Source organism: Pseudomonas sp. TTU2014-080ASC (genome assembly GCF_001446935.1).
In the GTDB taxonomy this organism is placed as follows: domain Bacteria; phylum Pseudomonadota; class Gammaproteobacteria; order Pseudomonadales; family Pseudomonadaceae; genus Aquipseudomonas.
Map to the genome: position 1 here is coordinate 91,993 of NZ_LKKK01000016.1, position 25,537 is coordinate 117,529.

At 58.4% G+C, this 25,537-nt stretch carries 29 protein-coding genes, 1 pseudogene and 1 riboswitch; of the genes and pseudogenes, 19 read left to right on the plus strand and 11 right to left on the minus strand.

What is annotated here, in order from left to right; all coding sequences use genetic code 11:
* Positions 1 to 11 precede the first annotated feature (11 nt).
* Genes rlmH through AO726_RS20170 form a run of 4 tightly spaced genes read right to left on the minus strand, consistent with a single transcriptional unit; the run spans position 12 to position 2,819 of the window.
* Entirely contained in the window at positions 12 to 479 is a 468-nt protein-coding gene (gene rlmH, locus AO726_RS20155; protein WP_058069907.1) for a 23S rRNA (pseudouridine(1915)-N(3))-methyltransferase RlmH, read from the minus strand.
* A 15-nt stretch (positions 480 to 494) separates the two neighbouring features.
* Entirely contained in the window at positions 495 to 872 is a 378-nt protein-coding gene (gene rsfS, locus AO726_RS20160; RefSeq protein WP_058069908.1) for a ribosome silencing factor, read from the minus strand.
* A 22-nt stretch (positions 873 to 894) separates the two neighbouring features.
* Entirely contained in the window at positions 895 to 1,554 is a 660-nt protein-coding gene (gene nadD / locus AO726_RS20165) for a nicotinate-nucleotide adenylyltransferase (RefSeq protein ID WP_058069909.1), read from the minus strand.
* Complete coding sequence (locus AO726_RS20170; RefSeq protein WP_058069910.1) at positions 1,554 to 2,819, minus strand: glutamate-5-semialdehyde dehydrogenase; 1,266 nt, start codon at positions 2,817 to 2,819, stop codon at positions 1,554 to 1,556. Before AO726_RS20170 ends, nadD begins: the two co-directional genes overlap by 1 nt.
* Before the next feature lie 259 nt (positions 2,820 to 3,078).
* Here AO726_RS20170 and AO726_RS20175 point away from each other — a divergent pair, with 259 nt between their 5' ends.
* The 8 genes and pseudogenes from AO726_RS20175 to AO726_RS21065 form a co-directional block, all read left to right on the plus strand.
* Positions 3,079 to 4,302 (plus strand): alpha/beta fold hydrolase, encoded by a 1,224-nt coding sequence (locus AO726_RS20175; protein WP_058069911.1) that lies wholly within the window; start codon positions 3,079 to 3,081, stop codon positions 4,300 to 4,302.
* Between the two features lie 121 nt (positions 4,303 to 4,423).
* The gene (locus tag AO726_RS20180) at positions 4,424 to 5,353 is read left to right on the plus strand and encodes an AEC family transporter (protein WP_058069912.1); all 930 of its coding nucleotides are present in this window, start codon (positions 4,424 to 4,426) and stop codon (positions 5,351 to 5,353) included.
* Between the two features lie 179 nt (positions 5,354 to 5,532).
* Positions 5,533 to 5,619, plus strand: a riboswitch (cyclic di-GMP riboswitch).
* A 143-nt stretch (positions 5,620 to 5,762) separates the two neighbouring features.
* Positions 5,763 to 6,404, plus strand: coding sequence for a winged helix-turn-helix domain-containing protein (locus tag AO726_RS20185; RefSeq protein ID WP_058069913.1), 642 nt, complete (start codon positions 5,763 to 5,765; stop codon positions 6,402 to 6,404).
* Positions 6,401 to 6,937, plus strand: a complete 537-nt coding sequence (locus tag AO726_RS20190; RefSeq protein WP_058069914.1) for a GTP-binding protein — start codon at positions 6,401 to 6,403, stop codon at positions 6,935 to 6,937. The genes AO726_RS20185 and AO726_RS20190 overlap by 4 nt, the downstream gene beginning before the upstream one ends.
* Entirely contained in the window at positions 6,934 to 7,344 is a 411-nt protein-coding gene (locus AO726_RS20195) for a roadblock/LC7 domain-containing protein (protein WP_058069915.1), read from the plus strand. The genes AO726_RS20190 and AO726_RS20195 overlap by 4 nt, the downstream gene beginning before the upstream one ends.
* A 63-nt stretch (positions 7,345 to 7,407) precedes the next feature.
* On the plus strand, positions 7,408 to 7,767 hold the full coding sequence (locus tag AO726_RS20200; protein ID WP_058069916.1) for a hypothetical protein: 360 nt from the start codon (positions 7,408 to 7,410) through the stop codon (positions 7,765 to 7,767).
* Positions 7,768 to 7,946: 179 nt separating this feature from the next.
* Positions 7,947 to 8,933, plus strand: a complete 987-nt coding sequence (locus AO726_RS20205) for an MBL fold metallo-hydrolase (RefSeq protein ID WP_058069917.1) — start codon at positions 7,947 to 7,949, stop codon at positions 8,931 to 8,933.
* Positions 8,934 to 9,164: 231 nt separating this feature from the next.
* Positions 9,165 to 9,447, plus strand: a pseudogene (locus AO726_RS21065) (alkaline phosphatase D family protein); the annotation flags it as partial.
* A gap of 34 nt (positions 9,448 to 9,481) precedes the next feature.
* On the opposite strand, the gene AO726_RS20215 reads toward AO726_RS21065, so the two are convergent.
* Complete coding sequence (locus AO726_RS20215; RefSeq protein WP_058069919.1) at positions 9,482 to 10,315, minus strand: class I SAM-dependent methyltransferase; 834 nt, start codon at positions 10,313 to 10,315, stop codon at positions 9,482 to 9,484.
* 63 nt (positions 10,316 to 10,378) lie between these two features.
* Here AO726_RS20215 and AO726_RS20220 point away from each other — a divergent pair, with 63 nt between their 5' ends.
* Entirely contained in the window at positions 10,379 to 11,077 is a 699-nt protein-coding gene (locus tag AO726_RS20220; RefSeq protein ID WP_058069920.1) for a DNA-3-methyladenine glycosylase, read from the plus strand.
* A 12-nt stretch (positions 11,078 to 11,089) separates the two neighbouring features.
* On the plus strand, positions 11,090 to 12,406 hold the full coding sequence (locus tag AO726_RS20225; protein WP_058069921.1) for a bifunctional DedA family/phosphatase PAP2 family protein: 1,317 nt from the start codon (positions 11,090 to 11,092) through the stop codon (positions 12,404 to 12,406).
* On the opposite strand, the gene AO726_RS20230 is transcribed toward AO726_RS20225, so the two are convergent.
* Genes AO726_RS20230 through AO726_RS20240 form a run of 3 tightly spaced genes read right to left on the minus strand, consistent with a single transcriptional unit; the run spans position 12,400 to position 14,070 of the window.
* A complete protein-coding gene (locus AO726_RS20230) occupies positions 12,400 to 12,987 on the minus strand; it encodes an LON peptidase substrate-binding domain-containing protein (protein ID WP_058069922.1) in 588 nt (195 codons plus the stop codon). The two genes, AO726_RS20225 and AO726_RS20230, sit on opposite strands and share 7 nt — an antisense overlap.
* A 13-nt stretch (positions 12,988 to 13,000) precedes the next feature.
* Positions 13,001 to 13,714, minus strand: a complete 714-nt coding sequence (locus AO726_RS20235) for an LrgB family protein (RefSeq protein WP_058069923.1) — start codon at positions 13,712 to 13,714, stop codon at positions 13,001 to 13,003.
* Positions 13,711 to 14,070 carry a CidA/LrgA family protein gene (locus AO726_RS20240; protein ID WP_058069924.1) on the minus strand — a complete coding sequence of 120 codons (360 nt, stop codon included), beginning with the start codon at positions 14,068 to 14,070 and terminating at the stop codon, positions 13,711 to 13,713. Before AO726_RS20240 ends, AO726_RS20235 begins: the two co-directional genes overlap by 4 nt.
* A 211-nt stretch (positions 14,071 to 14,281) precedes the next feature.
* Here AO726_RS20240 and AO726_RS20245 point away from each other — a divergent pair, with 211 nt between their 5' ends.
* The 6 genes from AO726_RS20245 to AO726_RS20270 all read left to right on the plus strand — a co-directional run bounded on the left by AO726_RS20245 (position 14,282) and on the right by AO726_RS20270 (position 19,189).
* A complete protein-coding gene (locus tag AO726_RS20245) occupies positions 14,282 to 14,737 on the plus strand; it encodes a MaoC family dehydratase (protein ID WP_058069925.1) in 456 nt (151 codons plus the stop codon).
* A gap of 226 nt (positions 14,738 to 14,963) precedes the next feature.
* On the plus strand, positions 14,964 to 16,637 hold the full coding sequence (locus tag AO726_RS20250; RefSeq protein WP_446737437.1) for a C13 family peptidase: 1,674 nt from the start codon (positions 14,964 to 14,966) through the stop codon (positions 16,635 to 16,637).
* A 49-nt stretch (positions 16,638 to 16,686) separates the two neighbouring features.
* On the plus strand, positions 16,687 to 17,328 hold the full coding sequence (locus AO726_RS20255; protein WP_058069927.1) for an oxidoreductase: 642 nt from the start codon (positions 16,687 to 16,689) through the stop codon (positions 17,326 to 17,328).
* 18 nt (positions 17,329 to 17,346) lie between these two features.
* Positions 17,347 to 17,691 (plus strand): DUF5629 family protein, encoded by a 345-nt coding sequence (locus AO726_RS20260; protein ID WP_058069928.1) that lies wholly within the window; start codon positions 17,347 to 17,349, stop codon positions 17,689 to 17,691.
* A gap of 78 nt (positions 17,692 to 17,769) precedes the next feature.
* Entirely contained in the window at positions 17,770 to 18,546 is a 777-nt protein-coding gene (locus AO726_RS20265) for a hypothetical protein (RefSeq protein WP_058069929.1), read from the plus strand.
* Positions 18,547 to 18,571: 25 nt separating this feature from the next.
* Positions 18,572 to 19,189 carry a class I SAM-dependent methyltransferase gene (locus AO726_RS20270; RefSeq protein WP_058069930.1) on the plus strand — a complete coding sequence of 206 codons (618 nt, stop codon included), beginning with the start codon at positions 18,572 to 18,574 and terminating at the stop codon, positions 19,187 to 19,189.
* A gap of 6 nt (positions 19,190 to 19,195) precedes the next feature.
* Here AO726_RS20270 and AO726_RS20275 read toward each other — a convergent pair whose 3' ends face one another.
* The 3 genes from AO726_RS20275 to mpl are packed head-to-tail and all read right to left on the minus strand — an operon-like array spanning position 19,196 to position 21,482.
* Positions 19,196 to 19,495, minus strand: coding sequence for a YceK/YidQ family lipoprotein (locus tag AO726_RS20275; protein WP_058069931.1), 300 nt, complete (start codon positions 19,493 to 19,495; stop codon positions 19,196 to 19,198).
* Positions 19,488 to 20,120: a flavin prenyltransferase UbiX gene (gene ubiX, locus AO726_RS20280; protein WP_058069932.1), complete on the minus strand. Its 633-nt coding sequence runs from the start codon at positions 20,118 to 20,120 to the stop codon at positions 19,488 to 19,490. The genes AO726_RS20275 and ubiX overlap by 8 nt, the downstream gene beginning before the upstream one ends.
* A 12-nt stretch (positions 20,121 to 20,132) precedes the next feature.
* A complete protein-coding gene (mpl, locus tag AO726_RS20285) occupies positions 20,133 to 21,482 on the minus strand; it encodes a UDP-N-acetylmuramate:L-alanyl-gamma-D-glutamyl-meso-diaminopimelate ligase (protein WP_058069933.1) in 1,350 nt (449 codons plus the stop codon).
* 309 nt (positions 21,483 to 21,791) lie between these two features.
* On the opposite strand from mpl, the gene eat reads away from it, so the two are divergent.
* From eat to eutC, 3 genes are read left to right on the plus strand one after another with little or no spacing between them, the layout of a single operon-like run.
* Positions 21,792 to 23,240, plus strand: coding sequence for an ethanolamine permease (eat, locus tag AO726_RS20295; protein ID WP_058069935.1), 1,449 nt, complete (start codon positions 21,792 to 21,794; stop codon positions 23,238 to 23,240).
* A 51-nt stretch (positions 23,241 to 23,291) separates the two neighbouring features.
* Positions 23,292 to 24,686, plus strand: a complete 1,395-nt coding sequence (locus AO726_RS20300; RefSeq protein WP_058069936.1) for an ethanolamine ammonia-lyase subunit EutB — start codon at positions 23,292 to 23,294, stop codon at positions 24,684 to 24,686.
* A 10-nt stretch (positions 24,687 to 24,696) separates the two neighbouring features.
* On the plus strand, positions 24,697 to 25,509 hold the full coding sequence (eutC, locus tag AO726_RS20305; RefSeq protein WP_058069937.1) for an ethanolamine ammonia-lyase subunit EutC: 813 nt from the start codon (positions 24,697 to 24,699) through the stop codon (positions 25,507 to 25,509).
* Positions 25,510 to 25,537 lie beyond the last annotated feature (28 nt).

The following is a 25,537-nucleotide window of genomic DNA, read 5'->3' on the forward strand; positions in this document are numbered from 1 at the left end:
CGGTAGGCTGATTATTTGTGGTATGGATGACCGGACAATACAGTCCAGGCCCGATATATCTGCTCGCCGATCAAAATCCGCACCAGCGGGTGCGGCAGAGTCAGCGGAGACAGTGACCAACGCTGTTCACTGCGGGCCTGTACTTCCGGCGCCAGCCCTTCCGGGCCGCCGACCATCAGGTTCACCGTGCGCGCATCCAGGCGCCACTTATCCAGTTCAACCGCCAACTGCTCGGTACTCCACGGCCGCCCTTGGACTTCCAACGTGACAATGCGTTCACCAGGACCGACCTTGCTCAGCATGGCTTCGCCTTCCTGACGAATCATGCGGGTCACATCCGCGTTCTTGCCGCGGGTGGTCAGAGGGATTTCCACCAAGTCGAGGGAAAGCTCTGCAGGCATACGCTTGGCGTACTCTTGCCAGCCTTCCTCAACCCAGCGCGGCATGCGTGAGCCGACTGCAATCAGTTTGATCCGCACTGCGGCGTGTCCTTCTTACTGCTCGCCTTCACCAGTGGATTGCGCACGGCTCTGCTCAGCCCCCTGCCACAGACGCTCCAGATCGTAGAACTGGCGAGCCGTCGGCAGCATTACATGCACCACAACTTCGCCCAGATCCAGCAGCGCCCATTCGCCGGTATCCAAGCCTTCGCTGCCCAGAGGACGAACGCCCTGCTCTTTAACCTTCTCCAGCACGTTGTCGACCAGCGACTTAACGTGGCGGCTGGAGGTACCGCTGGCGATCACCATGAAATCGGTGATGCTGGTTTTGCCGCGCACATCAATGGTGATGATGTCCTGGGCCTTGATGTCTTCCAGAGCGTCGATGGCCAGTTTGACCAGCGCTTCGCCCGCTACAGTTGCCTTTGTCATAAATAACTCGTTTGTCTCATGTTCAATTCGCACCACGGTAAAGGCCGTGGGCATGGATATAGGCCAGAACCGAATCTGGCACGAGGAAGCGTGCAGACTTCCCTTCAGCTAACAAGGTGCGAATCTGGGTCGCCGACACCGCCAGCGGCGTTTGCCAGATAAAAGCAATTTGTCCGCCTGGCCCGGTTAGGGCCTGCGGGCTGCCAACACTGCGCGCTGCCAATAAATCGCGCAGCGCTTCCGGGGCATCGGTATCAGCATCGGGCCGCTGCAAAACCAGAATGTGGCAATGCTGCAGCAACTCTTCCCAACGATGCCAACTGGGTAAGCCACAAAAGGCATCCCAGCCCAACAGCAGAAACAACTGATCTTCTGCTGCCAGCTCACCCCGGACAGATTCCAGGGTGTCGATTGTGTAGGACGGTTTCTCGCGCAATAACTCGCGGTCATCCACCCTTAGAACGGGGCTGTCAGCCACCGCCCGTGCAACCATGTCCAGACGCTGTTGCGCGCTGACCTTCGGCGTCGCCCGGTGAGGCGGACGCGCACTTGGAATCAGGCGCAGCTCGTCCAGTTCCAGCGTTTCAGCCACTTCCACGGCGCTACGCAGATGCCCGATATGCACAGGATCAAATGTGCCTCCGAGCAGGCCGATACGCCGGGGTTGGCTTGCTGTGCTCATCAGGTACGAATATGTCCGTCGCCGAACACTACGTACTTCTCACTGGTCAGCCCTTCCAGACCTACCGGGCCACGGGCGTGCAGTTTGTCGGTGGAAATACCGATCTCAGCGCCCAAGCCATATTCAAAACCGTCCGCAAAGCGGGTCGATGCGTTAACCATCACTGAGGACGAATCCACTTCAGTAAGGAAGCGCCGAGCATCCGAGAAGTTCTCTGTGATGATCGCGTCGGTATGCTTGGAGCCGTAACGGTTGATGTGTTCGATAGCTGCATCCAGCGAATCAACAATGCGGATCGACAGGATCGGCGCGTTGTATTCGGCGTACCAATCATCTTCAGTGGCTTCCAGCACATCAGCGCCGAGCAGCTCGCGGGTGGCCGCATCGCCGCGCAGCTCTACGCCCTTCTCGCGGTAAATAGCCGCCAGCGGCAGCAACGCTTTGTCCGCCACTTCGCGGTGGACCAGCAGGGTTTCCATGGCATTGCATGGTGAGTAACGCTGGGTTTTGGCGTTATCGGCCACGCGAATGGCTTTATCCAGATCAGCCGCTACGTCGATGTAGACGTGGCAGACACCATCGAGATGCTTGATCACCGGCACTTTGGCTTCACGACTGATGCGTTCGATCAGACCTTTGCCGCCACGCGGAACGATCACATCAACAAACTCCGGCATGCTGATCAGCGCACCCACTGCAGCGCGGTCGGTGGTTTCCACCACCTGAACAGCTGCCGCAGGCAAACCGGCCTGATCAAGTCCTTGCTGAATGCAACGGGCGATGGCCTGGTTGGAGTGAATCGCCTCAGAGCCGCCGCGCAGGATGGTGGCGTTGCCGGACTTCAGACACAGGCTAGCTGCATCAATGGTCACGTTGGGTCGGGACTCATAAATGATGCCAATTACGCCCAGCGGCACACGCATTTTGCCAACCTGAATACCAGATGGCAGATAACGCATGTCGCGGATTTCACCAATTGGGTCTGGCAGCGTCGCAACCTGACGCAGGCCTTCGATCATCGAGTCGATCACCGCTGGCGTCAGCGCCAGACGATCAACCATAGCCGGCTCCAGGCCGTTCGCGCGGGCGGCAGCGAGGTCCAGCTCGTTGGCTTGCACCAGTTCACTGCGAGCTGCATCCAGCGCATCAGCGGCAGCCTGAAGTGCACGGTTCTTCTGAGCGGTACTGGCACGCGCCAGCACACGTGAGGCACTGCGGGCCGCTTGGCCCAGGCGGGTCATATAGTCGAGCACTGACTCAGTCATGGTATCGGCAGATCTGGGAATTAAAAAAAGTGGTTGAGTATACCGGTCACAGGCTTCCAAGCCCAGCTTTGAACGGCAGGCGGTATACAGCACGTCCACCCCGCCCGACGGTAACGCCAGCGCGCCAAGCCCCGGCTAGCTCAGCGGGGAAACAGTGACACCAACCATCCCAGCCCCCACAAAGGTTAGGTAAACAAAATTGGGGCAAATGTTTACCTTGCCGGAAAAACAACAGGCGGCTGACCGCTGGTGAATCGGCATGATCTACCAAACCCATTACTGCCCTGCGTTACTGAGTGAAGCACCGCGCGTGCACCGTCTGGGTGACTGGTGCCTGCACTATCAGGCTTATTCCAGCCAGGCGCACGACACGCGCCCAGCCATCTTGCTGATTGGCGGAGCGTTCCAAAACTTCCGCTCGTTCGCCCACGAAGTCGGTGAACTGCTGGCCGATCATCCGGTAATTCTGCTCGACATGCCCAGCCAGGGCGGCAACCTGCAATTGGCACCGGAGCTGAGCCTAGAGGCACTGGCCGATCTGATTGCCGCGTTTGCTGAAGATCAGCAACTGCCAACACTGATGCCCATTGGCCTGTCCTATGGTTCGGTGCTGGCGGCCTTGTTTGCTGCGCGCCACCCGCAGCGCTGTGAACGTCTACTGCTGTCCGGCATTACCGCATTTGGCCGCTCCGGCGCACGGCTGATTCTTAACGAAGGACTGAGCCTGCTGGCAGAAGGACGCTCTGAGGCGTTCGCCCACGGCGCGGTTAACACGCTGCTCAATCCCTTGCGACTACAACAAACCGGTATTTCACCGGCTTTCCGCAAAGCACTTTTACGACAAGTTCAGCGCTTATCCCCGACAGAACAAGAACGATACCGACAAAATAGCCTGCGCCTACTCAGCTTTCAGGGGTTTACCCAACGTCCCGAGTGCCCAACGCTGATTATTGCTGGTGAGCACGATCACTTCACCCAGCCTTGGGAGCACGCTGAGTTTGCGGCGGCCTGCCGCGAGGCGCAGTGCGCACTGATCCACAATGCCGATCACCTGGCTCAGTTCGAACAACGCAGCGCCTGCTCTGCGCTGTTCAAACCCTTTATGCGCAACCAGCGCATTCCACAGCGCAGTGCCGGGTGCGACCTGCTCAAGCAGACGCAACTGAGCCAGTTAGACAAACGCCTGGAACCCCGCCTAGAGCCCAGCCAGCGCCGCGCACGCCTGAGCCACGCCCATGCCGGACAGTGGCAGGTTGAGCTGAACGAACTGGGCTTTTTCGGCGGACTGCTGCACACCGATGCGCCGGTGCTGAGCGAATCCCGAGGCTGGCTTCTACACCATGAGAACCTGCCGCCGCTGCCGCTACTGCCATTGCGTCAGGATTCACGCGGACTGGCATTTGTCTTCCCGCACAGCGACGCACAGGCATGTCAGGCGTTGATCCACCGACTTAACCCGCTGCCGAGGGCAGCCTGCGCCTGAACCAAGCGGATACATTGCGTTCTCCATACTGTGAACCCGTCTATCTCGGGCCTAAAACAACTGTTGGACGCCGCTTTAAAGGCGCTCTAAGCTCTGCCATCGTTTTACCGCAGAGCCCACGATGCACACTGTTTTTGCTGTTGTCCTGCCGATCTTCGCCCTGATCCTGCTGGGTTACATCTGCCGAAAAACCAATCGCCTTGGCGAACGCGCAGCCTCCGAACTCAACCGTATGGTGGTCTGGCTGTGCCTGCCAGCGCTGCTGTTTAAGGTCACCGCCACCTCCACTTGGGATGAAATCTGGCAACCGGGTTTTGTAATCAGTGTCACCGCTGGCTGCCTGCTGATCTTTTTCGCTACACTGATCTGGCGACTCACACGCCGCCACACCTTGGTCCAAGCCAGCCTTGACGGTCTCAGCGCGTCTTATGCCAACACCGGTTATATCGGCATTCCCTTATGCCTACTGGTCTTTGGTCAGGATGGACTGGAACCGGCGCTGATCGCCTCGCTGATCGTGGTGTGTCTGCTGTTTTCGATCTCAGTAGTGTGCATTGAAGTCGGCCTGCAGAACGAGAAAAGCATCGGCCGGGCGACATTGGCAGTGAGCAAAGCCCTGGCTAAAAACCCGCTGGTGGTCTCTCCACTTGCAGGCGGCTGCTGGGCCGCAACAGGGCTGGAGCTGGCTGAGCCCGTAATGCACCTCCTCGACATGCTGGCTACTGCCACCACTCCATGCGCTTTGATATCACTGGGCTTGTTTCTCGCGCAAAAGCAGCAAGGCACAACTCACGGGGCCTGGCCGCTGGTGGCGATCAAACTGATCGCCCAGCCACTACTCACTTGGTATCTGGCTTTTGAGGTCTTTCACCTGCCCCTGCTGTGGGCGCAGGCGGCAGTCCTGCTCAGTGCCCTGCCCACCGGCACGGGCCCCTTTATGCTGGCAGAGCACTATGGCCGGGAGGCCGGAGTCGTGTCCCGCACCATTCTGCTGTCCACCCTGCTCTCCATCGCCACGCTCACCGTCTTGCTGTTCTGGATGGAGCACTAAAACTTCCGCTTCAGCCAGCAAGCTGTCTAGCACGTATGCCCACCCTTACTTTTACAGAACCCCATAGCACAAACTGGTGAATTCACCGGACAAATGGCGATTTTGGAACCATCGTCACACCATTGATCGGGAGCCAACCAAAGTGTGTTTGCCACACCGAGGTGACGAACTAGGCTGGATTTAGACAAAAGCAAACCTGTGTGAAAACCAGGGGCGCAAAGCCACCGATCTAAAGCCTCAAAGGCCATGACAGCGGGGTTGCCTAGACCGAATGAGCCACCTTCCAGTGGCGCTTTCCGCTATTTCAGCCCCTAGGCACCTCCCCTTTGAGCAGGGGTAAACGGATGAACAGGGTTCTGATTCACAGTGAGCCACCCAAGCTGACAGGTACGACAGTGGAGGCGGACTCATGCCTCAACTGAACCAGCGGGATAATTTCACTTACGCCTTTGCGCACCTGAACGTGCGCGATGAGGTGGTGTTCAAGTCGATTGTCGGCTTGCTGGCCGGGCGTACGCACAATCAATGGCAGCATGTGCAAAGCGGCGAGCCCGATTTGCTGATATTGGGGGCCGACAGCAGCAACGTCAGTGCGGATCAGCGCGCCCGCGCCGTACTCAAGATTGCCTATCGGCCGACCGACAGTCATGGTCTCAGCGTCCACTGGCCGTTGCGCGCCAACGAAGTTTTCGAGCGCCTTGAGCAGGTGGCGCGGCTGCTTGAGCAGTCCACTCCTTCCACCGCGTTTAACCCCGACAGCGCTTACAAGCTGAGCTGCTGGCCGCCCCAGGAAATTCTAGGCCGCGCGCCAGGCAACCTGCGTTTGGCCACCCTACTCGGAGCTCGCGCCCTCAGTGCCCGCGAACTTAGCGAGCGTAGCGGGATCAGCCTAGACGCCTGTCTTGAGTGCCTCAAAGCCCTGCATGACGGCGGCTTACTGTTGGCAGAGAGCAAGCCTGCACAGCCCCGTACTGAGAGTGCCCCACAGGGCTTCTTCGCCCGTTTGCGGGCCCATCTGGGCCTGTCGTCAGGCCAGACGGAGAGTCCATGAGCGAATACAAGATTCTGTTTACCGGCACGATGGGCGCTGGCAAAACCACCGCCATCGCCGCCATCAGCGAGATTCCGCCGGTCACCACCGACGTGCAGAACAACGACCCGACTCTGCATAAGGAAAAAACCACCGTCGGCCTGGATTACGGAGAGCTGACCCTGCCCGGCGGCGAACAACTGCGCCTGTACGGCACACCAGGCCAGCAGCGTTTTTCCTTTATGTGGCAAATCCTTGCCAAAGGCGCGCTGGGACTGGTCATCCTGCTGGATCACAGCCGTCCAGATCCGGTGGCAGACCTGAGCATTTACCTGACCAACTTTGCCGAGCTGATTGCTCGCACTGGCTGCGTTGTCGCGGTTGGTCGCTTGGATCCACAGGCTTATGGCGAGCTCGATAGTTATGCCAAATGCCTCGCCGATCACGGCGTGATCTGTCCGGTACTCAGTGCCGATGTACGTGACAAGAACCAAGTGCTGGCCTTGCTCGACCTCCTTCTTTTACAACTCGAACATCAGGTAGCTCAGGCATGACTCAACTCAGCGCGGCAAACCCCGAACTGTTTCAGCACCTGCAAAAGCAGGCGCAGGCAGAACTGGATGAACTGATGAACTCACTATCCGGCCTTAGCGCTGGGGTGATTGCCACCTCTGATGGCTTTGAAGTGGCGGCTCGCGCCCGGGCAGGCGTGGAAGTCTCCAAGCTGGCCGCCATGGCCTGCTCCATATCTGCCCTTGGGGCGATGGTGGGCGTGGAGAGTGAGATTGGCCAGTATCAGAACGTGGTCGTCGAGGCCGACGAAGGCTATGTCGTGATCATCGACATCCCGCACCCACTCTACCCAATGATCCTGAATTTAGTCGCAGCCCGTAATGAAGTACTCGGGCAAGTCCTCTACCTCGCCAAGCGCGCGGTCAGCCGCGTGTCGAAGGCTAGCTGAAACATCCTGGGCCTTCGTGTAGCCCGGCATGCATAACTCGAAAACACGCAAAGGAGAATAACAATGGCAACTATCCAAGAATCCCTCACCGCCCTTCTGCAACTCGACGGTGCTCTGGCATCGGCGGTGGTAGACGCCAACAGCGGCATGCTGCTGGGCGAGGCCGGCTCAGGTGTGGACATGGAACTGGCAGCGGCAGGCAACACGGAAGTGGTGCGGGCCAAAATCAAGACCATGAAATCCCTGAACCTCAATGATGTGATCGAGGACATGCTGATCACCCTGGGCAAGCAGTACCACATCATTCGGCCTCTTGCGTCCTCTGAAGGCGTGTTCATTTATTACGTACTGGACAAGAACAAGGCCAACCTAGCCTTGGCCCGCCGTAAGATTCAGGAAGTCGAAGGCAACATGAGCCTCTGATCCAGCTCACTCTGCCGCGCACACGGAACGTGCCCGGCAAAGCCCTTAGCTGCTCCCCTAACCCATGTACAGCGGCCATTTTGGCCACAACGCGTTGACTCCACCCGCTGTGGGCAGTACACCTTGCGGTTATTCACTCAGCTGAATCCCTTAAGCCTGACTGACCACATGGAGCCATCATGCACGCCACCTCTGCGACACAACCGCTTCGCTCTCTGTTCCTGGCTATGTCACTCGGCATCTGCAGCGCACTGGGCAGCACCGCTGCATTAGCCGCGCCTGCAGCGCAAACCGAGCAGGTACCCGGTTATTTCCGTTTGGCTATCGGTGACGCCACTGTCACCGCGCTGTATGACGGCTATGTGGAACTGGCCCCTTCGCTGCTCAAAGGCATGGAAGGCAAGGAGATTGAAAAACTCCTTGCGCGTTCATTTCAGAAAACCGACCCCGGCTTCCAGACCGCGGTAAATGCCTACTTGGTTCACACCCGCGACAACCTCGTGCTGGTTGATGCCGGCGCAGCCAAGTGCTTTGGCCCAACCCTGGGCAATATTGTTCAGAACATCGAAGCCGCCGGTTATAAACCCAGCGACGTGGACACCATCCTGGTCACCCACATGCATCCCGATCATCTGTGCGGCGTAACCAGTGCCGAAGGCAAGGCCGCCTTCCCCAACGCAAGTTTGTGGGCAGCCCAAGCCGATGCAGACTTCTGGCTGAGCGAGAAAGTCGCCGCAGCGGCACCGGAAGCCGCCAAGGGCCTTTACCAAATGGCCAAGGCAGCCGTGCAGCCGTATAAAGATGCTGGCAAGTACCACACCTTTAAGCAGGGTGATGCGCTGGTGCCCGGTCTGAGTGTGGTACCTACGCCGGGACACACTCCGGGCCATACCTCCTTCCTACTTCAGTCCGCCGAGCAAAGCCTGCTGCTGTGGGGCGACATCATTCACTCCCACGCCGTACAGATGCAGCACCCAGAAGTGTCCATGGAGTTTGATGTGGACTCCACACAAGCCATCAAAACCCGCAAGGAGCTGCTGAAAAAAGTAGCGGACAACGGCTGGTGGATCGCCGGTGCGCACCTGCCCTTCCCGGGAATCGGCCATGTACGCAGCGAGCAGAATGGCTACGCCTGGGTACCTGCTGAATACGGCCCTCTGCGCTAAGCCACGCTAATCCCCTTCCCCAGCGGAGGTTCTGCGGACCTCCGCTGCTCTGCGTCTTGTCACAGCGATGTCACAACAACTGCATAGGTTGCTGTTGCGCAGCAAAGACACGACGTACTGATGAGCAAACTCCTCTTAGGCCGACGCCATATCATTCAAGCCGCCGTCGCTGGCCTGCTGATGCCTGCTCTGGACCCGGCGGTTATTGCCTCCCATAAAGAACGACCACAGATCACCGACGGCGTGCACTACTGCGCAGCCCACTATTACGACCCGAAAAAGCTGCATTTCAGGATTTTGAGCCATTCTGGGAGTTTGTCGCAGGACCGCTGAACGCAGGCATTTCCGGGCCAAACGAACTCGATGGCACATTTGGCCCACAGTTGATCTTCCAGAAGGCCCCTCCTCGCCAAATGCCTCACCGCTTGCCGGGTTTCAGTTCTTTGCCGAGGTGAATATTCAGGCGCAAACCGGTGAGCTGAGCGTTACCCTGCGCGATCTGGATAGACTGTGAGTCTACGAAAAGTCCCTTCAACCAGGCTGAGGCGTTAAGCAGTAGCTTCCACCATGCGCAGTAAGCCGCTCTTGTCGCCCTGCTGCGCTGCCGGATCAAACACCTGCACAGCAGCAAAACCACAGCCTTTGAAGCCTGCTTCGATTGCAACCTCATCACGGTAATGCAGCGGATAGCTGCCGCGGGTCAGACGCCCGACCAAATCAACACCCCAGCGCATCTGGCGGTAGCGCGGGTGGTCTTGCAAATCGGGGTAAAGGTCTGTCAGGTAGCGGCCACTCGGAAACAGGCTGAGTTGCTCAGCCAGTCGCGTCCAGAAACCCTCAATCGCAGACAACTCAAAGTAATTGACCAACCCTTCGGTGATCACCGCGACAGGTTGGGTTTTATCCAGTCGGGCAAAGAGATTGCTTAAGGCCAGCTCGCCATCTGTCGCCAGAATATCCACAGCACAGACCTGCTGATGCTCCCCCAACCAGCCGGTACGGCCCAGCAGCTGACGTTTACGCTCGGCCATATCCGGCAGATCAGCCTCGATATAACGGATATGCGAATGCGCCTGCACAAAGCGCCGCCCACGCGGGGACAGACCGCAGGCGATTTCAACAATCTGGGTAACGCCCTGCTGTTCGATGGCTGCATGCAGACGCTCATCAATAAAGCGATGACGTTGTAACAGCAGATGTTCCAGATCCAAGCCGAAGCCACGTCGCGCCAGCGCTGTGAGCGGGCGCAAAACGGTGTGGGCGAAACGTCCGAATCCGGTCACGAAGGCAGGGTCCGAGAGATTATGGCGATACCAAACATAACCGGTGAAATGTGCACTTGGGCTGATATGGGCACTGCTGGCCCGGGCTCGCGTAGACATGGTACTCGCCCTTATTATTGGCATCCCGCCAGCCTATCCGCTGCGTCATGAGCAACCCACCTGATGCCTGCCAAACCCAACCTTAGTTTGCCCTGGCCACAAGGCCGCGCACTGCCGGACAGCTTCTTTAACCGCGATGCCGGCCAACTCGCCCGCGAACTGCTGGGCAAGGTAATCCGCCAAAAGGCCGGCGATCTCTGGCTGAGCGTACGCATCATCGAAACCGAAGCCTATTACCTTGAAGACAAAGGCAGCCATGCCTCACTCGGTTTTACTCATAAGCGCCGGGCGCTGTTTATGGATGGCGGGCACATCTATATGTATTACGCCCGTGGTGGGGACTCGCTTAATTTCAGCGCGAACGGCCCCGGTAATGCGGTTCTGATCAAATCAGCCTATCCGTTTCAGGATCAGCACAGCGGCCCCGAAAGTCTGGCCCGGATGCAGGCCAACAACCCGGACGCCAACGGACAGATACGGCCTGTCGAAAAACTTTGCAACGGTCAGACATTGCTCTGCAAAGCACTAGGCTTAAAAGTGCCGGACTGGGATGCGCAGTGCTTTGATCCCGAGAAACTATTTGTCGAGGACGTCGGTCAATACCCGGCCGCCATTGTGCAGTGCCCGCGCCTGGGCATTCCTCGCGGCCGTGACGAACACCTGCCGTACCGTTTTGTAGACGCTGACTTTGCCCGCTTCTGTACCCGCAATCCATTAAGACGCGGACAAGTCGCAGGCAAGGATTATCAATTACTGACCTGAAGGTGCTGAAAAATGAGCCAATGGCTCGACACTCTGACGCAATGGCTGGGCGCGAATCCCGAATGGCTGGGCCTGGCTATTTTTCTGATTGCCTGCGTGGAATGCCTGGCAATTGCCGGGATTATTGTTCCCGGCACCATCCTGATGTTTGCAGTTGCCGTACTGGCCGGCAATGGCGCGCTTGGTCTGTGGGAAACCCTGCTGCTCGCGTACTTGGGTGGACTGCTCGGCGACGCCTTGTCATACGCCATCGGCCATTATTTCCATCAGGACATCCGACGCCTGCCGATCCTGCGTGACCACCCTCAATGGCTGACATCTGCTGAGGCTTACTTCAACCGCTACGGCGTAGCCAGCCTACTAGTAGGGCGCTATATCGGCCCGCTGCGACCCATGCTGCCGATGGTAGCCGGGATGCTGAGCATGCCGCTGCCGCGCTTTATTTTGGTCAGCCTGGTGGCTGCTGCTGGCTGGTCCATCGCTTACATGCTGCCGGGCTGGGCCACCGGCGCGGCGCTGCGTCTGCCCCTTCCCGAAGGCTTCTGGCCACAAGCTGGCGCTGTCGCCGCTGGTGTTGCGGTAGTCGTAGGCCTGAGCATCCAGGGCAGCATGCGCGCTCAACGTCACGCCAGCCTGCTGGCGGCAGTAGCCAGCCTGGTCCTGCTGATCGCGCTGATGAGTACTTGGCCACTGCTGACTCAACTGGATCAGGGGCTAATGGCGGTTATTCAGGAGCAGCGAACGGCGACCCTGGACAAAGTCATGGTGCTGATCACCCGCTTGGGTGATTTCCACACCCAATTGGCGGCTGCAGTTCTGCTCTGCCTGGTTCTGCTGATCACCCGTAAATGGCGCGCACTGGCGCTGGCGGCCGGAGCAACGCTGGGCTCAGCGCTGGCTAACGGTCTGCTTAAACACCTGTTCTCCCGCGCAAGGCCCGATGTGCTGCTGGAGCCCCTCAGCAGTTACAGCTTCCCCAGCGGCCACAGCTCTGCGGCATTTGCACTATTTCTGGTATTAGGTCTGCTGGCCGGGCGCAACCAACCGCCACGCATGCGCCTGACCTGGCTGCTGCTGGCAAGTATTCCAGCCGGGGCGATTGCCGTATCACGGGTCTATCTGGGCGTGCATTGGCCAACGGATGTGATCGCCGGAGCGATGCTCGCGGGCTGCATTTGCGCACTGACTCTCGCCATCGTGCAATGGCGTACGCCAATGCAGGCGCTGCCGGCAAAAGTCTGGTGGCTGATCCTGCCTGCGGTACTGGCCTTGTTGGGCGGTATCAGCACTTGGGAATACTCAGCCGGCCTCATGCTGTACCGCTACTGAGTGCCTTCCTGCATCTGCTGCAAGACATCCTGCAGCAGATGCAGACGCTGATCAGCCCGATCCATTTCCAGCAGCTGAACCTTATGCGGCAACTCCAGCGGCAGAAGGTAGGCAAGCTGGTTGGCCAGTGCGGCCTGCCCGCTAAGGTCGTGATTCATGCCCAATGACTGCACCATCGGGTGCGCTGTCAGCGCCCGTAACAACGCAACCAGATCCTCGTGCTCCAGCCCCAGCGGCTGATCCGGCTCATCATCCAGCCACTCGACTTCAGCCATCGTGAGTTGATCCGGCAGCACCTGAGCCTTCTCAACACGGAAGCGGCGACCACCTTCTACGCGAATCCCCAGCAGGCCATTGGGCAGTTGCTCAAAATCGCGAATCAGCGCTTCACAGCCAATCGCGGAGAACTGCGATGCCGCCTCGCCCACCTCACTACCCTGCAGAATGCACACCACACCAAAGCCTTCGCCCTGGCGCATACAGCGGCTGATCATGTCCAGATAGCGTTTTTCGAATATCTGCAAATCCAGTGCACAGCCCGGAAACAGCAGGGTATTGAGAGGAAACAGTGGCAATATCACGCAGTTCTCCTTGTCACCACAGCAGAATGGCCAGCGGCATCAAAACCGCTGTCAGCATCCCCATCAGGCTCATGGCCAACGCCGAAAAAGCACCGCACTCCTCACCCTCCTGCAAGGCACGCGAGGTACCCACAGCATGGGATGTGATGCCAAGCGACAGACCAATAGCCGCAGGATGAGTCACGCCAAATAATTTGAGCAGTGAAGGGCCGACAATCGCTCCGAGAATTCCGGTAAGCATGACGAACACCGCAGCAAGCGCCGCAATCCCGCCAACTTCTTCAGCCACCAGCATGGCGATTGGCGATGTCACCGACTTAGGAGCCAGACTCATCAACAGCGTCTGGTCCATATTGAACAGCCAGCCCAGCGTTATGCCCAACAGCGTGGCGAACAAACCACCCACAAGCAGGGTAATAACCACCGGCCAGAACAACTGACGGATGCGCTTCAGGTTCATAAACAGCGGCACAGCCAACGCCACTGTAGCCGGGCCAAGGAACAGCGTCAGAGCGGTTGCGCTGTTTCTGTACTCGTCAAAGGTCAGGCCGCAGGCCAGCAATATGCCGATAATGACCAGTGTCGAGACCAACACCGGCTGCAGGAATACCCAGCGGGTCTTCTCGTAGGCAGCCACGGCCAGCTGGAAAGCCCCAAGCGTGATACCGACCCCAAACAGCGGATGGTGAATAACCGCATCCCAGGCGGCCTGCCACTCAAGGCTCATACATCCTCCTTACGCGCTTGGCGGTTGATCAGTTTCTGCATCAGCCAACCGGCAAACACCAGAGACACCACTAGCGACAGGCCAAGCGCCCCCACCAGCGGCCAGAAATCTCTGGCGATCGGCTCGGCATAGGCCATCACCCCAACAGCAGGCGGCACCAGCAACAGCGGCAGGTATTTCAGCAAGCTGCCGGAGGCCTGCTGCAGCGGTTCGGAAACTTCGCCCCGGAATAATAGAAATGCAAACAGCAACACCATGCCGAGGATCGGCCCGGGCAGCATCGGCAACAGCAAAGCATTTAATGCCGTGCCCATTAATTGGCATAGCACCAGCCAGGTAAGGCCGCGTAACAACATGATGGGGTATCTCCGAATCTTATGATTGAAGCCATAAGCCCGCGCATTATATGCCCATCCCCCCTCAAACGCCCGGCCTAAGGGACCCGATTAGCACCTCAGACCGAGCTTCTGCCACGCGCGCAGGGCTCTTGACCCTAATCCGAGGGCATGGTGATCTAGCCGCTTCAGGATCCAACAATAAAAAACAAGATGTCCTTAAGGAGAAGCCATGAAATCAGTACCCACCGCTGAACTCGCCAGCTACGTAGGTAAAGAACTCGGTCGTTCCGACTGGCTGACTATCGATCAGGAGCGGATCAATCAGTTTGCCGAGTGCACCGGCGACCATCAGTTCATCCATGTCGACCCGGAAAAAGCCAAACTCACCCCGTTCGGCAGCACAATCGCCCACGGCTTCCTCTCCCTGTCACTGGTGCCAAAACTGATGGAAGGCATCATGATCGTTCCTGAAGGTCTGAAGATGGCCGTTAACTACGGCCTGGACAGCGTGCGTTTTATCCAGCCGGTCAAGGTCAACTCAAAGGTGCGCTTGGTGGTTACGCTGACCGAGGCCACCGAAAAAAATCCCGGGCAATGGCTACTAAAAGCCAAAGCAGTACTGGAAATCGAGGGTTCGGAAAAGCCCGCCTATATTGCTGAGCCTCTCACGCTCTGCTTCATCTGAGCCTGTTAAAACAGGCCAATCGCGGCTAAAACTGCTCCTGCGCATGTCATTGAACAGCGTCAGGAGCGGCTTCGACCACGAAAAACTGCTCCTTCGGCCGTTCAGTCCAGTCCTCCTTTAACCTCATACACCCGTCGGAAAATCCTAGGCATACTTACCCCGCACCTCTCACCGGACGACCACTATGCGCTTCCTTGCCCCGCTGGCCCCTTTAAGCATTGCACTCATGTTGACCGCCTGCGGCGACGGAGAGCCGCTACTGCCGCCAGATGCAGTGCTGCCAGATGGCGGGCGCTACCGGGGCGAAGTAGTCGACGGACTGTTACAAGGCCAGGGCCGACTTGACTACAAAGACGGCAGCTATTTCACCGGCACCTTTAAAGACGGCCAGTTCAACGGCAAGGGCGAATGGCACAAAAACAACGGTGAGACCTACGTCGGCGAATTTAAAGATGGCCTCCCCCACGGGCTTGGCCTGATGACCTATGCAGACGGCAGCACCTACCAGGGCAGCTTCTTTGAAGGCGACCCACACGGCGAAGGCCACTATAAAAACAAATACAGCGAATACCGCGGCGAACTCCGTCGTGGTCATTATCAGGGCCTGGGCAAACTCGAATGGAAAAACGGCGGCAGCTTTCAGGGCCAGTTCAAGAAAGATGAGCCAGACGGCCAGGGCATCCTGACTGATAAGGAAGGCAACCAGTACATCGGCACCTTCAAGAACAATCAACTCAACGGTCTGGGCAGCTACAAAGGTCAAGACGGCACGCTCTACAGCGGTGAATTCCGTAATCACCAGTTCCACGGTAAAGGTCGTTTCCAGACCCCGGAAGGTAATGTCTGGAATGGCCAGTTCGCCGATGGCAGCTTTACCGGCAAGGGCGAGTACATAGGCGCAGACGGCGAGCGCTATCAGGGCCAGTTCAGCAATTGGCGCTATCACGGCGAAGGCAAACTGACACTGGCTGATGGCGGCCAGTACGAAGGCAGTTTTTATTACGGTGGTTATCAGGGCACAGGCACCCTAACATTGGCAGACGGCACTCAGCAGAGTGGAACCTGGCTACGGGGGCGCCTGGTAAAAGACGCGCAAGGCAAAAACTTGCCTGACCCACTGGAGCAAGGCCTGCTCGAACAAGGCCGCCTGTTGGATCAGGAGATCGCTGCACTGCCAGCCTCAACTCCGGCCATTGAGCTGTACGCACTGACATTAGCCGGCGACGGTAAGCAGAGCGTATTTATGCGTGAGGCGGATTACGTAGGCAAACTACTCAAAGACCGTTTCGCCGCCCATGGTCTGATCAGACTGACCAACCACCGCGACCACCTCGCCGACCGCCCGCTGGCCACAAGCACCACCCTAGGCCGTAGCCTGCATGCGCTGGCAGAAAAAACCGGGCCTGAAGACGTTGTCTTCATCTACCTCACCAGCCATGGTTCTGCCGAACACGAACTCAACCTCGACCAACCGCGCCTGCAACTCAACGACCTACCGGCAAACCAACTGGCCGATCTGCTCAAACCATTGAAAGACCGCTACAAAGTGCTGGTGATCTCTGCCTGCTACTCCGGCGGATTTATCCCGGCCGTCAAAGACGAAAAGACCCTGGTCATGACCGCCGCACGCGCCGACCGGGTCTCTTTCGGCTGCTCGGAAGAAAACGACTTCACCTACTTCGGTCGTGCCCTGTTTGCCGAAGCCTTACAGGAAACCGACGATCTTCAGCGCGCCTTTGAGCTGGCCCAAGCCAGTGTTGCCGAGCGTGAAAAGGACGACGGTTTTGAGCCATCCGAGCCTCAGATCTGGGCCCCCAAATCTGTGATTTCCCAGTGGAACAAGCTGCGCGAGTATCAGGCCGAGCAAGCGCTGGGAGAAGAGGCGGAAACTCCTCAATGACCCTATGCTCAAAGAAACACAGCCAAGCGTCTGACGGAGTGATTCAGCCATGCACCTGACGCCCCAGCACATCCTGATTGCCGGAGCCAGCGGCCTGACAGGCGAGCACCTGCTTGACCGGTTGCTCAACGAGCCTACCGTTACCCGCGTGGTGGCCCCAAGCCGCCGGCCGCTTGCCAGCCATCCGCATCTGGAAAACCCAATCGGCGACCTGCAGCAATTGCTGCTCCAACTCAGCGGCCCGGTTGATGTAGCCTTTTGCTGCCTCGGGACCACGATCAAACAAGCCGGATCACAAGACGCCTTTCGTGCTGTTGATCACGACTTGGTAATTGCCTTTGCGCAACGCGCCCTCGAACTGGGCGCGCGGCATCTGCTGGTCATCAGTGCGATCGGCGCAGACGCTAACTCCGGTGTTTTCTACAACCGCATCAAAGGTGAAACGGAACAAGCACTCAAAGCACAGAACTGGCCACAACTGACCATTGTCCGCCCGTCACTGCTGATCGGGCCGCGTAAAGAATTTCGCCTCGGCGAACGTTTGGCCGCTCCGCTGTCCCGGCTGCTGCCGGGTAAATACCGCGGCATCAGTGCTAACGTGCTGGCCCATGCCATGTGGCGACTGGCACTGGAAGACGATTCCGGTTGCCGCATTATCGAATCAGACCAACTGCGCCGTCTCGGCCGCTAACAGAAGTAAAGACACGTTATGACCACAACCACCCTGCTCGACGCCCTGCTCAACACCGACATGCTGGAAATTGACGAGCTACATGCCTGGCAATTTGATCTGGACGAAGAACAGCTGCAACAACACGCGGCAGGCTCATCCAGCGCCAGCGAAACACCGCTGCTGAGCATCGAATGCATGGACGGACGCAACCTGCGCAAATGGAAGTTCAGCCTGGCGCAAGTACTCGCCGCTCAATACGACGCCGACAGTGATAGCTGGCTGATAGCAGGTGCTGATGCCCAGCACCGGATCAAATGCTTCGAAGCGTTCAGCGGCGACAACAACGACCAGCCAGACGACGAAGACGCTGGCGAGAGCTAATAAAAAACTGTCAGATCAACAAGAGCTGAGTGAAATCAGCACAGCCCTTCGAACAATAAAAAAATGCCAGGAGTCAGCATGAATCAGCGCGGATACCTGTACCTAAGCTTGATGGTCGCAGTTGGTATTCTCAGCTTTAGCCTACCTTCCGAAACAGCAATGTTTCCGTTGCTGATTGTCTGGCCTGTCGGGCTCGGCTACTTCATTTACTACATTTTCCATAAAGACCTGCACCACGGAATTTTCAAAGCCTTACTACTGTCATTCGCCATACTGGCACTGGCTTTTATCCCTGTTGTGGGCTGGCTCATCCTGCTCGGTTTTGTTATCTACAACCTCAAACGGACTCTGGGCAGCCTGAAAAACCTCTGGCCTGACTTGAAGCTCAGCCTGATCTTTTATGGCGTATTTCTGTGCAGGACCATTCTGGAGATTGAGGTTGATGACCTAGCCCCCTTCGCCGCGCTAGCCACAATCTATCTGCTTGCTGCCGTAATTTACTGCCGCAAACTACAAGTGCTCCCCTACCGCGAGGGGCTACTAAAACTCAGCCTGATGTGGTTGGCACTGCCGTTCATTGTCTTGCTGATCATTTCCATTGTTTCAGCTCTGGGCAACCTGTTCAAAACAGTGACCGGTACCGTCACCCGCACTATCCTGACGCCGCAAACCGTATCGGCACACATGCGCGGAGGCGTGGAGATTGCAGCCTACACGCGCAACATCAGCTCAACCGTCACCCAAATCACCACCAGCACAGCACCAAACACAGCGGTCATTGGCGCAAGCGTGGTTGCCAGTGGTGTGACCGGAGAAGTCGCAGAGTCTGCTCAGAAAAAGAGCGACCACGCCTGACCATGCCATAACACGGAGCCAGCCCATGGGCCTGTACGACCGTTACGTTCTGCCGTATTTGATCGACTACGCCTGTGGTGTAGGCACCGTGATGAAAGCCCGCTCACAGATCGTGCCCCAAGCCCATGGCCGGGTGCTGGAGATCGGCATTGGTAGCGGACTAAACCTGAGCTTTTACGACCCGGCAAAAGTCGATGTGATTGTCGGTGTCGATCCCAATGCGGCCATGCAACAGCGCGCTAAAGAACGCGTTGCAGCGATCAGTATTCCGGTGGAGATGATTGCTCTGGAGCTGGGGCAGATTCAGGCCGAAGATGCCTCGTTCGACAGCATTGTCTGCACCTTCACCCTCTGCACCATTCCCGATGCCGTCGCCGCCCTTAAAGAGATGCGCAGGGTGCTCAAACCCGGTGGCCGCTTGCTGTTTTGTGAGCACGGCAAATCACCTGAGCTGCCGGTATTGCGCTGGCAGAATCGGCTGACGCCAGTCTGGAAGCCGCTTGCTGGCGGTTGCCATTTGAACCGGGATATCAGCGCATTACTGGAAGCTGGCGGTTTCCGGATTGGTGAACTGCACAACCGCTATATCAAAGGCCCTAAGCCAATGGCCTATATCTACCAAGGCTGGGCAGAAGTGGCATAAAGAGCCTCAGAGCCCGCCACTGACACCCAAACCAATGCCCAACTCTGTCGCCAGCGAAAGCGGCAGCAACAGCGTATCCAGCAAGGCGCTACCGGGCAGATCCAGGGCAGGATATTTAGGTGCTTCAGCACCAAACTTATCCACCGCACAGCAACCGCCCTGCATGGCATACAGATCGAGCCTCGTACCGGCATAAATCACCGGTGCATCGACTTTGGCGGCGTCCAGCGTGCGCACGGTGGCGCAGCCGCTGACACTGCTCAGCATCGCCAGCGCCAGCCCTACGCCTGCGGCCTGTTTAGTCATCGGTTGAGTTCTGATGATGCTCGCCCCAACGCGGCAGCATGTCTTGTGGGATGCCCAGGCAATTGAGAATCCGCGCGACGACAAAGTCGATCAGGTCATCAATGGTCTGTGGCTGGTGATAGAAGCCCGGCGCTGCTGGAAGGATGGTCACGCCCATGTTCGACAGCTTGAGCATGTTCTCCAGATGAATGCTGGAGAATGGCGCCTCACGCGGCACCAGAATCAATTGGCGGCGTTCTTTGATCGCAACATCCGCCGCGCGCTCAATCAGGTTATTGCACGCGCCAGTAGCAATCGCCGACAAGGTGCCGGTGCTGCACGGCACCACAACCATAGCTGCCGGAGCGCCGGAGCCGGAGGCCACAGGGGCCATCCAGTCTTCCTTTCCGTACACACGAATTTGCCCTGGCGCTGCGCCGGTGTACTCACTGAGAAACGCTTGCATGGCCTGCGGCTTATTGGGCAGGCTCACATCCGTTTCGGTAGCCATCACCAATTGCGCCGCCTTGGAGATCAGGAAGTGCACCTCTCGGTCCTCCTGCACCAGGCAATCCAGCAGGCGCAGACCGTATTGCGCGCCGGACGCGCCGGTCATGGCCAATGTGATGCGTTCAGGACCGTTCATGCCGCTACTCCTTTATGCCAGCGCCGCCGCCAACTTGCCATGCAAGCCGCCAAAGCCGCCGTTACTCATCACCACCACTTGCGTGCCCGGCTCAGCTTCAGCCTTAACACCAGCGATGATGGCCTCCAATGAATCACAGACCTGAGTTTTAACCGGCGAGCTGGCAACTGTGGCGGCCAGATCCCAGCCCAGATTCGCCGGTGCGTACCAGTACACCGAATCGGCCAGTTTCACCGACTCAGGCAGACCATCGCGGTGCGCGCCGAGCTTCATCGAGTTAGAACGCGGCTCCACAATCGCAATCAGTTTGGCATTGCCGATGCGTTTGCGCAGGCCATCCAATGTGGTGGCGATGGCAGTCGGGTGGTGAGCGAAGTCATCAAAGATAGTGATGTCATTGACCTCGGCGACTTTTTCCATACGGCGCTTGGCGTTAATAAACAGGCCCAGCGCTTGAATGCCCAATTCCGGTACCACACCGACATGGCGCGCAGCAGCCAGCACGGCCAGCGCGTTGGCGACGTTGTGCTGGCCAGTCAGTTGCCAGTCCACCACGCCAGCGACCTTGCCCTCGAAGCTCACTTCAAAACGCGAGCCGTCTTCACTGAGCAGGCGCGCCTGCCACTGACCGCCCTCACCGGTGGTCTGCACCGGCGTCCAGCAGCCCATTTCGATCACGCGCTTCAGCGCAGGCTCGGTAGTCGGGTGAATCACCAGCCCTTCACTTGGGATAGTGCGCACCAGATGGTGGAACTGCCGCTCAATCGCTGGCAGATCAGGGAAGATGTCGGCGTGATCAAACTCAAGGTTGTTCAGAATCGCCGTGCGCGGGTGGTAATGGACAAACTTGCTGCGCTTGTCGAAGAAGGCGCTGTCGTATTCATCCGCCTCCACCACAAAGAACGGCGTGTTGCCCAAGCGTGCAGAAATACCGAAGTTCTGCGGCACGCCACCAATCAGGAAGCCGGGGCCCATGCCCGCATGTTCCAGCACCCAAGCGAGCATGCTGGAGCTGCTGGTTTTACCGTGAGTGCCCGCTACCGCCATTACCCAGCGGCCTTGCAGCACATGATCTGCCAGCCACTGCGGACCGCTGACATAAGGCAGACCTTTGTTCAGCACGTATTCCACAGCCGGGTTACCACGAGACATGGCGTTGCCGATCACCACCAAATCAGGTGCTGGTTCCAGCTGCGCCGGGTCGTAGCCCTGAGTCAGCTCAATGCCCTGCGCCTCAAGCTGCGTGCTCATCGGCGGGTAGACGTTTGCGTCGGAGCCGGTCACGCGGTGGCCCAACTCCTTGGCCAGCACCGCCAGCGAACCCATAAAGGTGCCGCAGATGCCGAGAATATGAATATGCATGGATAACCTCTTGCAGCGTCCAGAGCCCGTTGGACACAGCGCAGTGCGCACTGTTCACGGCCGGGAATGGCCCGATCAAATAGTGGCAGGCAGGTTAGCACAGCGGCGCCCCGGCGAAGAGGGTGCGGTACGTGTGTCCGACTGTCTGATCACGCTGAACGCCATGGTCATTTTCCGGTCATCTTTCAAGCCAACCACGCATAACGGATTGGCACAGCAGTTGCTCCACATCCAACGCTCGCCCCACCCGCATATTCTGACGCCAGGTTTCACCTGAGCAGTGCACCTGGCGGTTGACGAGGATTGGTCATGACAACAGAACAATTAAGAGCACAGGGACACACCGCAGGCACCGAATTGGAGCACGTCGATGCCGACTACTTCGCACACAGGCAATTAAAGAAAGGCGCAGCGGGCTGGGTTCTGCTGATCGGCCTGGGCGTGGCCTATGTCATCTCAGGTGACTACGCCGGCTGGAACTTTGGCTTAGCCCAAGGCGGCTGGGGCGGCATGTTTCTCGCCACCTTGCTGATGGCGTTGATGTACCTGTGCATGTGCTTTTCCCTGGCTGAACTGTCTTCGATGATTCCCACCGCTGGCGGCGGTTACGGCTTTGCCCGCAGCGCCTTTGGCCCGTTGGGCGGTTTCCTTACCGGCACTGCCATCCTGATCGAATACGCCATTGCCCCTGCAGCTATCGCGGTGTTTATCGGCGCTTACTGTGAGTCGTTGTTTGGCATCGGCGGCTGGGCCATTTACCTGGTTTTTTACATCGTATTTATCGGCATCCACATCTTTGGCGTAGGCGAAGCGCTGAAGCTGATGTTTATCATCACCGCCGTGGCCGCTCTCGCGCTTGGCGTATTTTTGCTGGGCATGCTGCCGCACTTTTCCCTGAGTAATCTGTTCGATATCGCCCCAACCACAGCCGCCGGGGCCAGCAGTTTTTTGCCCATGGGCTATGTCGGCATCTGGGCAGCGATCCCATATGCCATCTGGTTCTTCCTTGCAGTGGAAGGTGTGCCGCTGGCGGCAGAAGAGACGCAAAACCCACAGCGCGATATGCCTCGCGGCCTGATCGGTGCCATGTTGGTGCTGCTGGCCTTTGCCCTGTTAATTCTGCTGATTGGTCCCGGAGGTGCCGGTGCTGAAGCCCTTAAAGCCTCAGGCAACCCGCTGGTGGAAGCGCTGACCATTGCCTACGGCGAATCCACCTGGATGAGCAGCTTCGTCAACCTGATCGGTCTGGCCGGATTGATCGCCAGCTTCTTCTCCATCATCTACGCCTACTCACGGCAGATATTCGCGCTGTCCCGTGCCGGCTACTTGCCGCGCTCGCTGTCGGTTACCAACAAAAACAAAGTGCCGGTTCTGGCGCTGGTGGTGCCCGGTCTGATCGGTTTTGCGCTGTCACTCACCGGCCAGGGCGATCTGCTGATTCTGGTGGCGGTGTTTGGCGCGACGATCTCTTATGTGCTGATGATGGCCGCGCACATCACCCTGCGCGTGCGCCGTCCGGACCTGCATCGCCCATACCGCACGCCCGGTGGCATTCTGACTTCCGGTATTGCCCTGGCGCTGGCGTGTGTGGCGGTGGTTGCAGGCTTCCTGGTTGATCCGCGCGTAGTGATTGGTGCTGTGATTATCTACGCTGTACTGATCGCCTACTTCGCCCTTTACAGCCGCCACCATCTGGTCGCGGGCACACCGGAAGAAGAGTTCACGGCCATCAGCGAAGCCGAGGCCACGTTGAAGTGACACACTGCGCCGGGCATGCCTGTTCATGCCCGGCCAGCAAGGAGAATAAGGATGTCCAGTTTCCAGCACAGCATTGGCGGCACGACTTACCGCTTTGACAGCATTCGCGAGGTGATGAATAAAGCCAGCCCGGCCCGCTCCGGGGATTATCTGGCAGGCGTTGCAGCCAGCACGGCAGGGGAACGAGTCGCCGCGCAAATGACGCTGGCGGAAATTCCGCTTAAACAGTTTCTGACTGAAGCGCTGATCCCTTACGAAAGCGACGAAGTCACCCGGCTGATTATCGACAGCCATGACGCTGCCGCTTTTGCCCCGGTCAGCCACCTCACAGTCGGCGACTTTCGCAACTGGCTGCTCAGCGATGCCGCCAACGAAGACAGCCTGCGCGCCCTCGCCCCCGGCCTGACGCCGGAAATGGCCGCAGCAGTCTCCAAGATCATGCGCGTGCAAGACTTGGTTTTGGTGGCGCAAAAAATCCGCGTGGTCAGCCGCTTCCGCAACACCGTTGGCCTGCGCGGACGCATGTCCACGCGCCTGCAACCGAATCACCCGACCGACGCCCCGTCCGGCATCGCCGCCAGCATTCTCGACGGTCTGCTCTACGGCAACGGTGACGCGGTGATCGGCATCAACCCGGCCACTGACAGCATCAGCACCATCAGCGACATGCTGAAAATGCTCGACGCCGTCATCCAGCGTTATGAAATCCCCACCCAGTCCTGCGTGCTGACCCACGTCACCAGCTCCATTGAGGCGATTAACCGGGGCGTGCCGCTGGATTTGGTGTTTCAGTCGATCGCCGGAACTGAAGCGGCCAACGCCAGTTTCGGTATCAACCTGCAAATTCTTCAGGAAGGCTACGAAGCCGGGCTGTCGCTCAAGCGCGGCACCGTCGGCAATAACCTGATGTATTTCGAAACAGGCCAGGGCAGCGCCCTTTCCGCCAACGCCCACCATGGCCTCGATCAGCAAACCTGCGAGGCCCGTGCCTATGCCGTTGCACGCCATTACAAACCGTTTCTGGTGAACACCGTGGTGGGTTTTATCGGCCCGGAATACCTCTACAACGGCAAACAGATCATCCGCGCCGGGCTGGAAGATCACTTCTGCGGCAAGTTGCTGGGCCTGCCGATGGGCTGTGACATTTGCTACACCAACCACGCCGAAGCCGATCAGGACGATATGGACATGCTCCTCAGCCTGCTCGGCATGGCCGGGATCAACTTCATCATGGGCATTCCCGGCTCCGATGACGTGATGCTCAACTACCAGACCACCTCCTTCCACGATGCACTTTACGTGCGGCAAACCCTCGGCCTACAAGCCGCGCCGGAATTCGAGAGCTGGCTGCAGCGTATGGGCATTTTCAACCGAGACGGTGAGCACCTACGCCTGCCTGAGCAACTGCCAGCGGCCTTCCGCCAGGCATTGGCACAACTGAGCTGAGGATGCCGAGATGACTGACAAGAAAGCCCCCGACGTCGCCATCGCCAACCCCTGGCAACAGCTGCGCGAACTGACACCGGCCCGCATCGCCCTTGGTCGCGCCGGCACCAGCCTGCCGACCCGTCCGTTGCTTGAGTTTCAATACGCCCATGCTCAGGCCCGCGATGCCGTACACCTGCCGTTTGATCACGCGGCGTTAAGCGCAGAACTGACTGGGCTGAATCTGCAAAGCCTGCAGCTGCACAGCGCCGCAAAAGACCGCGACACCTACCTGCAACGCCCGGATCTGGGACGCAAGCTGGATGAAGAGTCCGCCACGCTACTGGATCGGCATGGCGCCGAACAAAGCGCTGGCTACGATCTGGCAATCGTCGTGGCGGACGGACTGTCTGCCTTGGCGGTTCAGCACCATGCGTTACCGATGATCGAGCGCATCCGCGAGATGGCCACGCAGGAAGGCTGGAGCCTTGCTCCCATCGCATTGGTACAACAAGGCCGCGTCGCCGCGGCCGATGAAGTGGCCGAGCGCCTGGGCGCACGCATGGTGATCATGCTGATCGGTGAACGTCCGGGCCTCAGCTCGCCGGACAGCCTGGGGCTGTATTTCACCTATGCTCCCAAGGTCGGCCGCACCGACGCTGACCGAAACTGCATTTCCAACATCCGTCTTGAAGGTCTGAGCTACACCATGGCCAGCCACCGCCTGCTTTACTTGCTGCGCGAGGCCAGTAAGCGGCAACTCTCAGGCGTCAATCTGAAAGACGAAGCGGAGATTCCATTACTGAACGACGGCCAGAGCGGCAAAAACTTTCTGCTGACGTAGCGCTGCAAAAAATAACAAAGCAAACGCT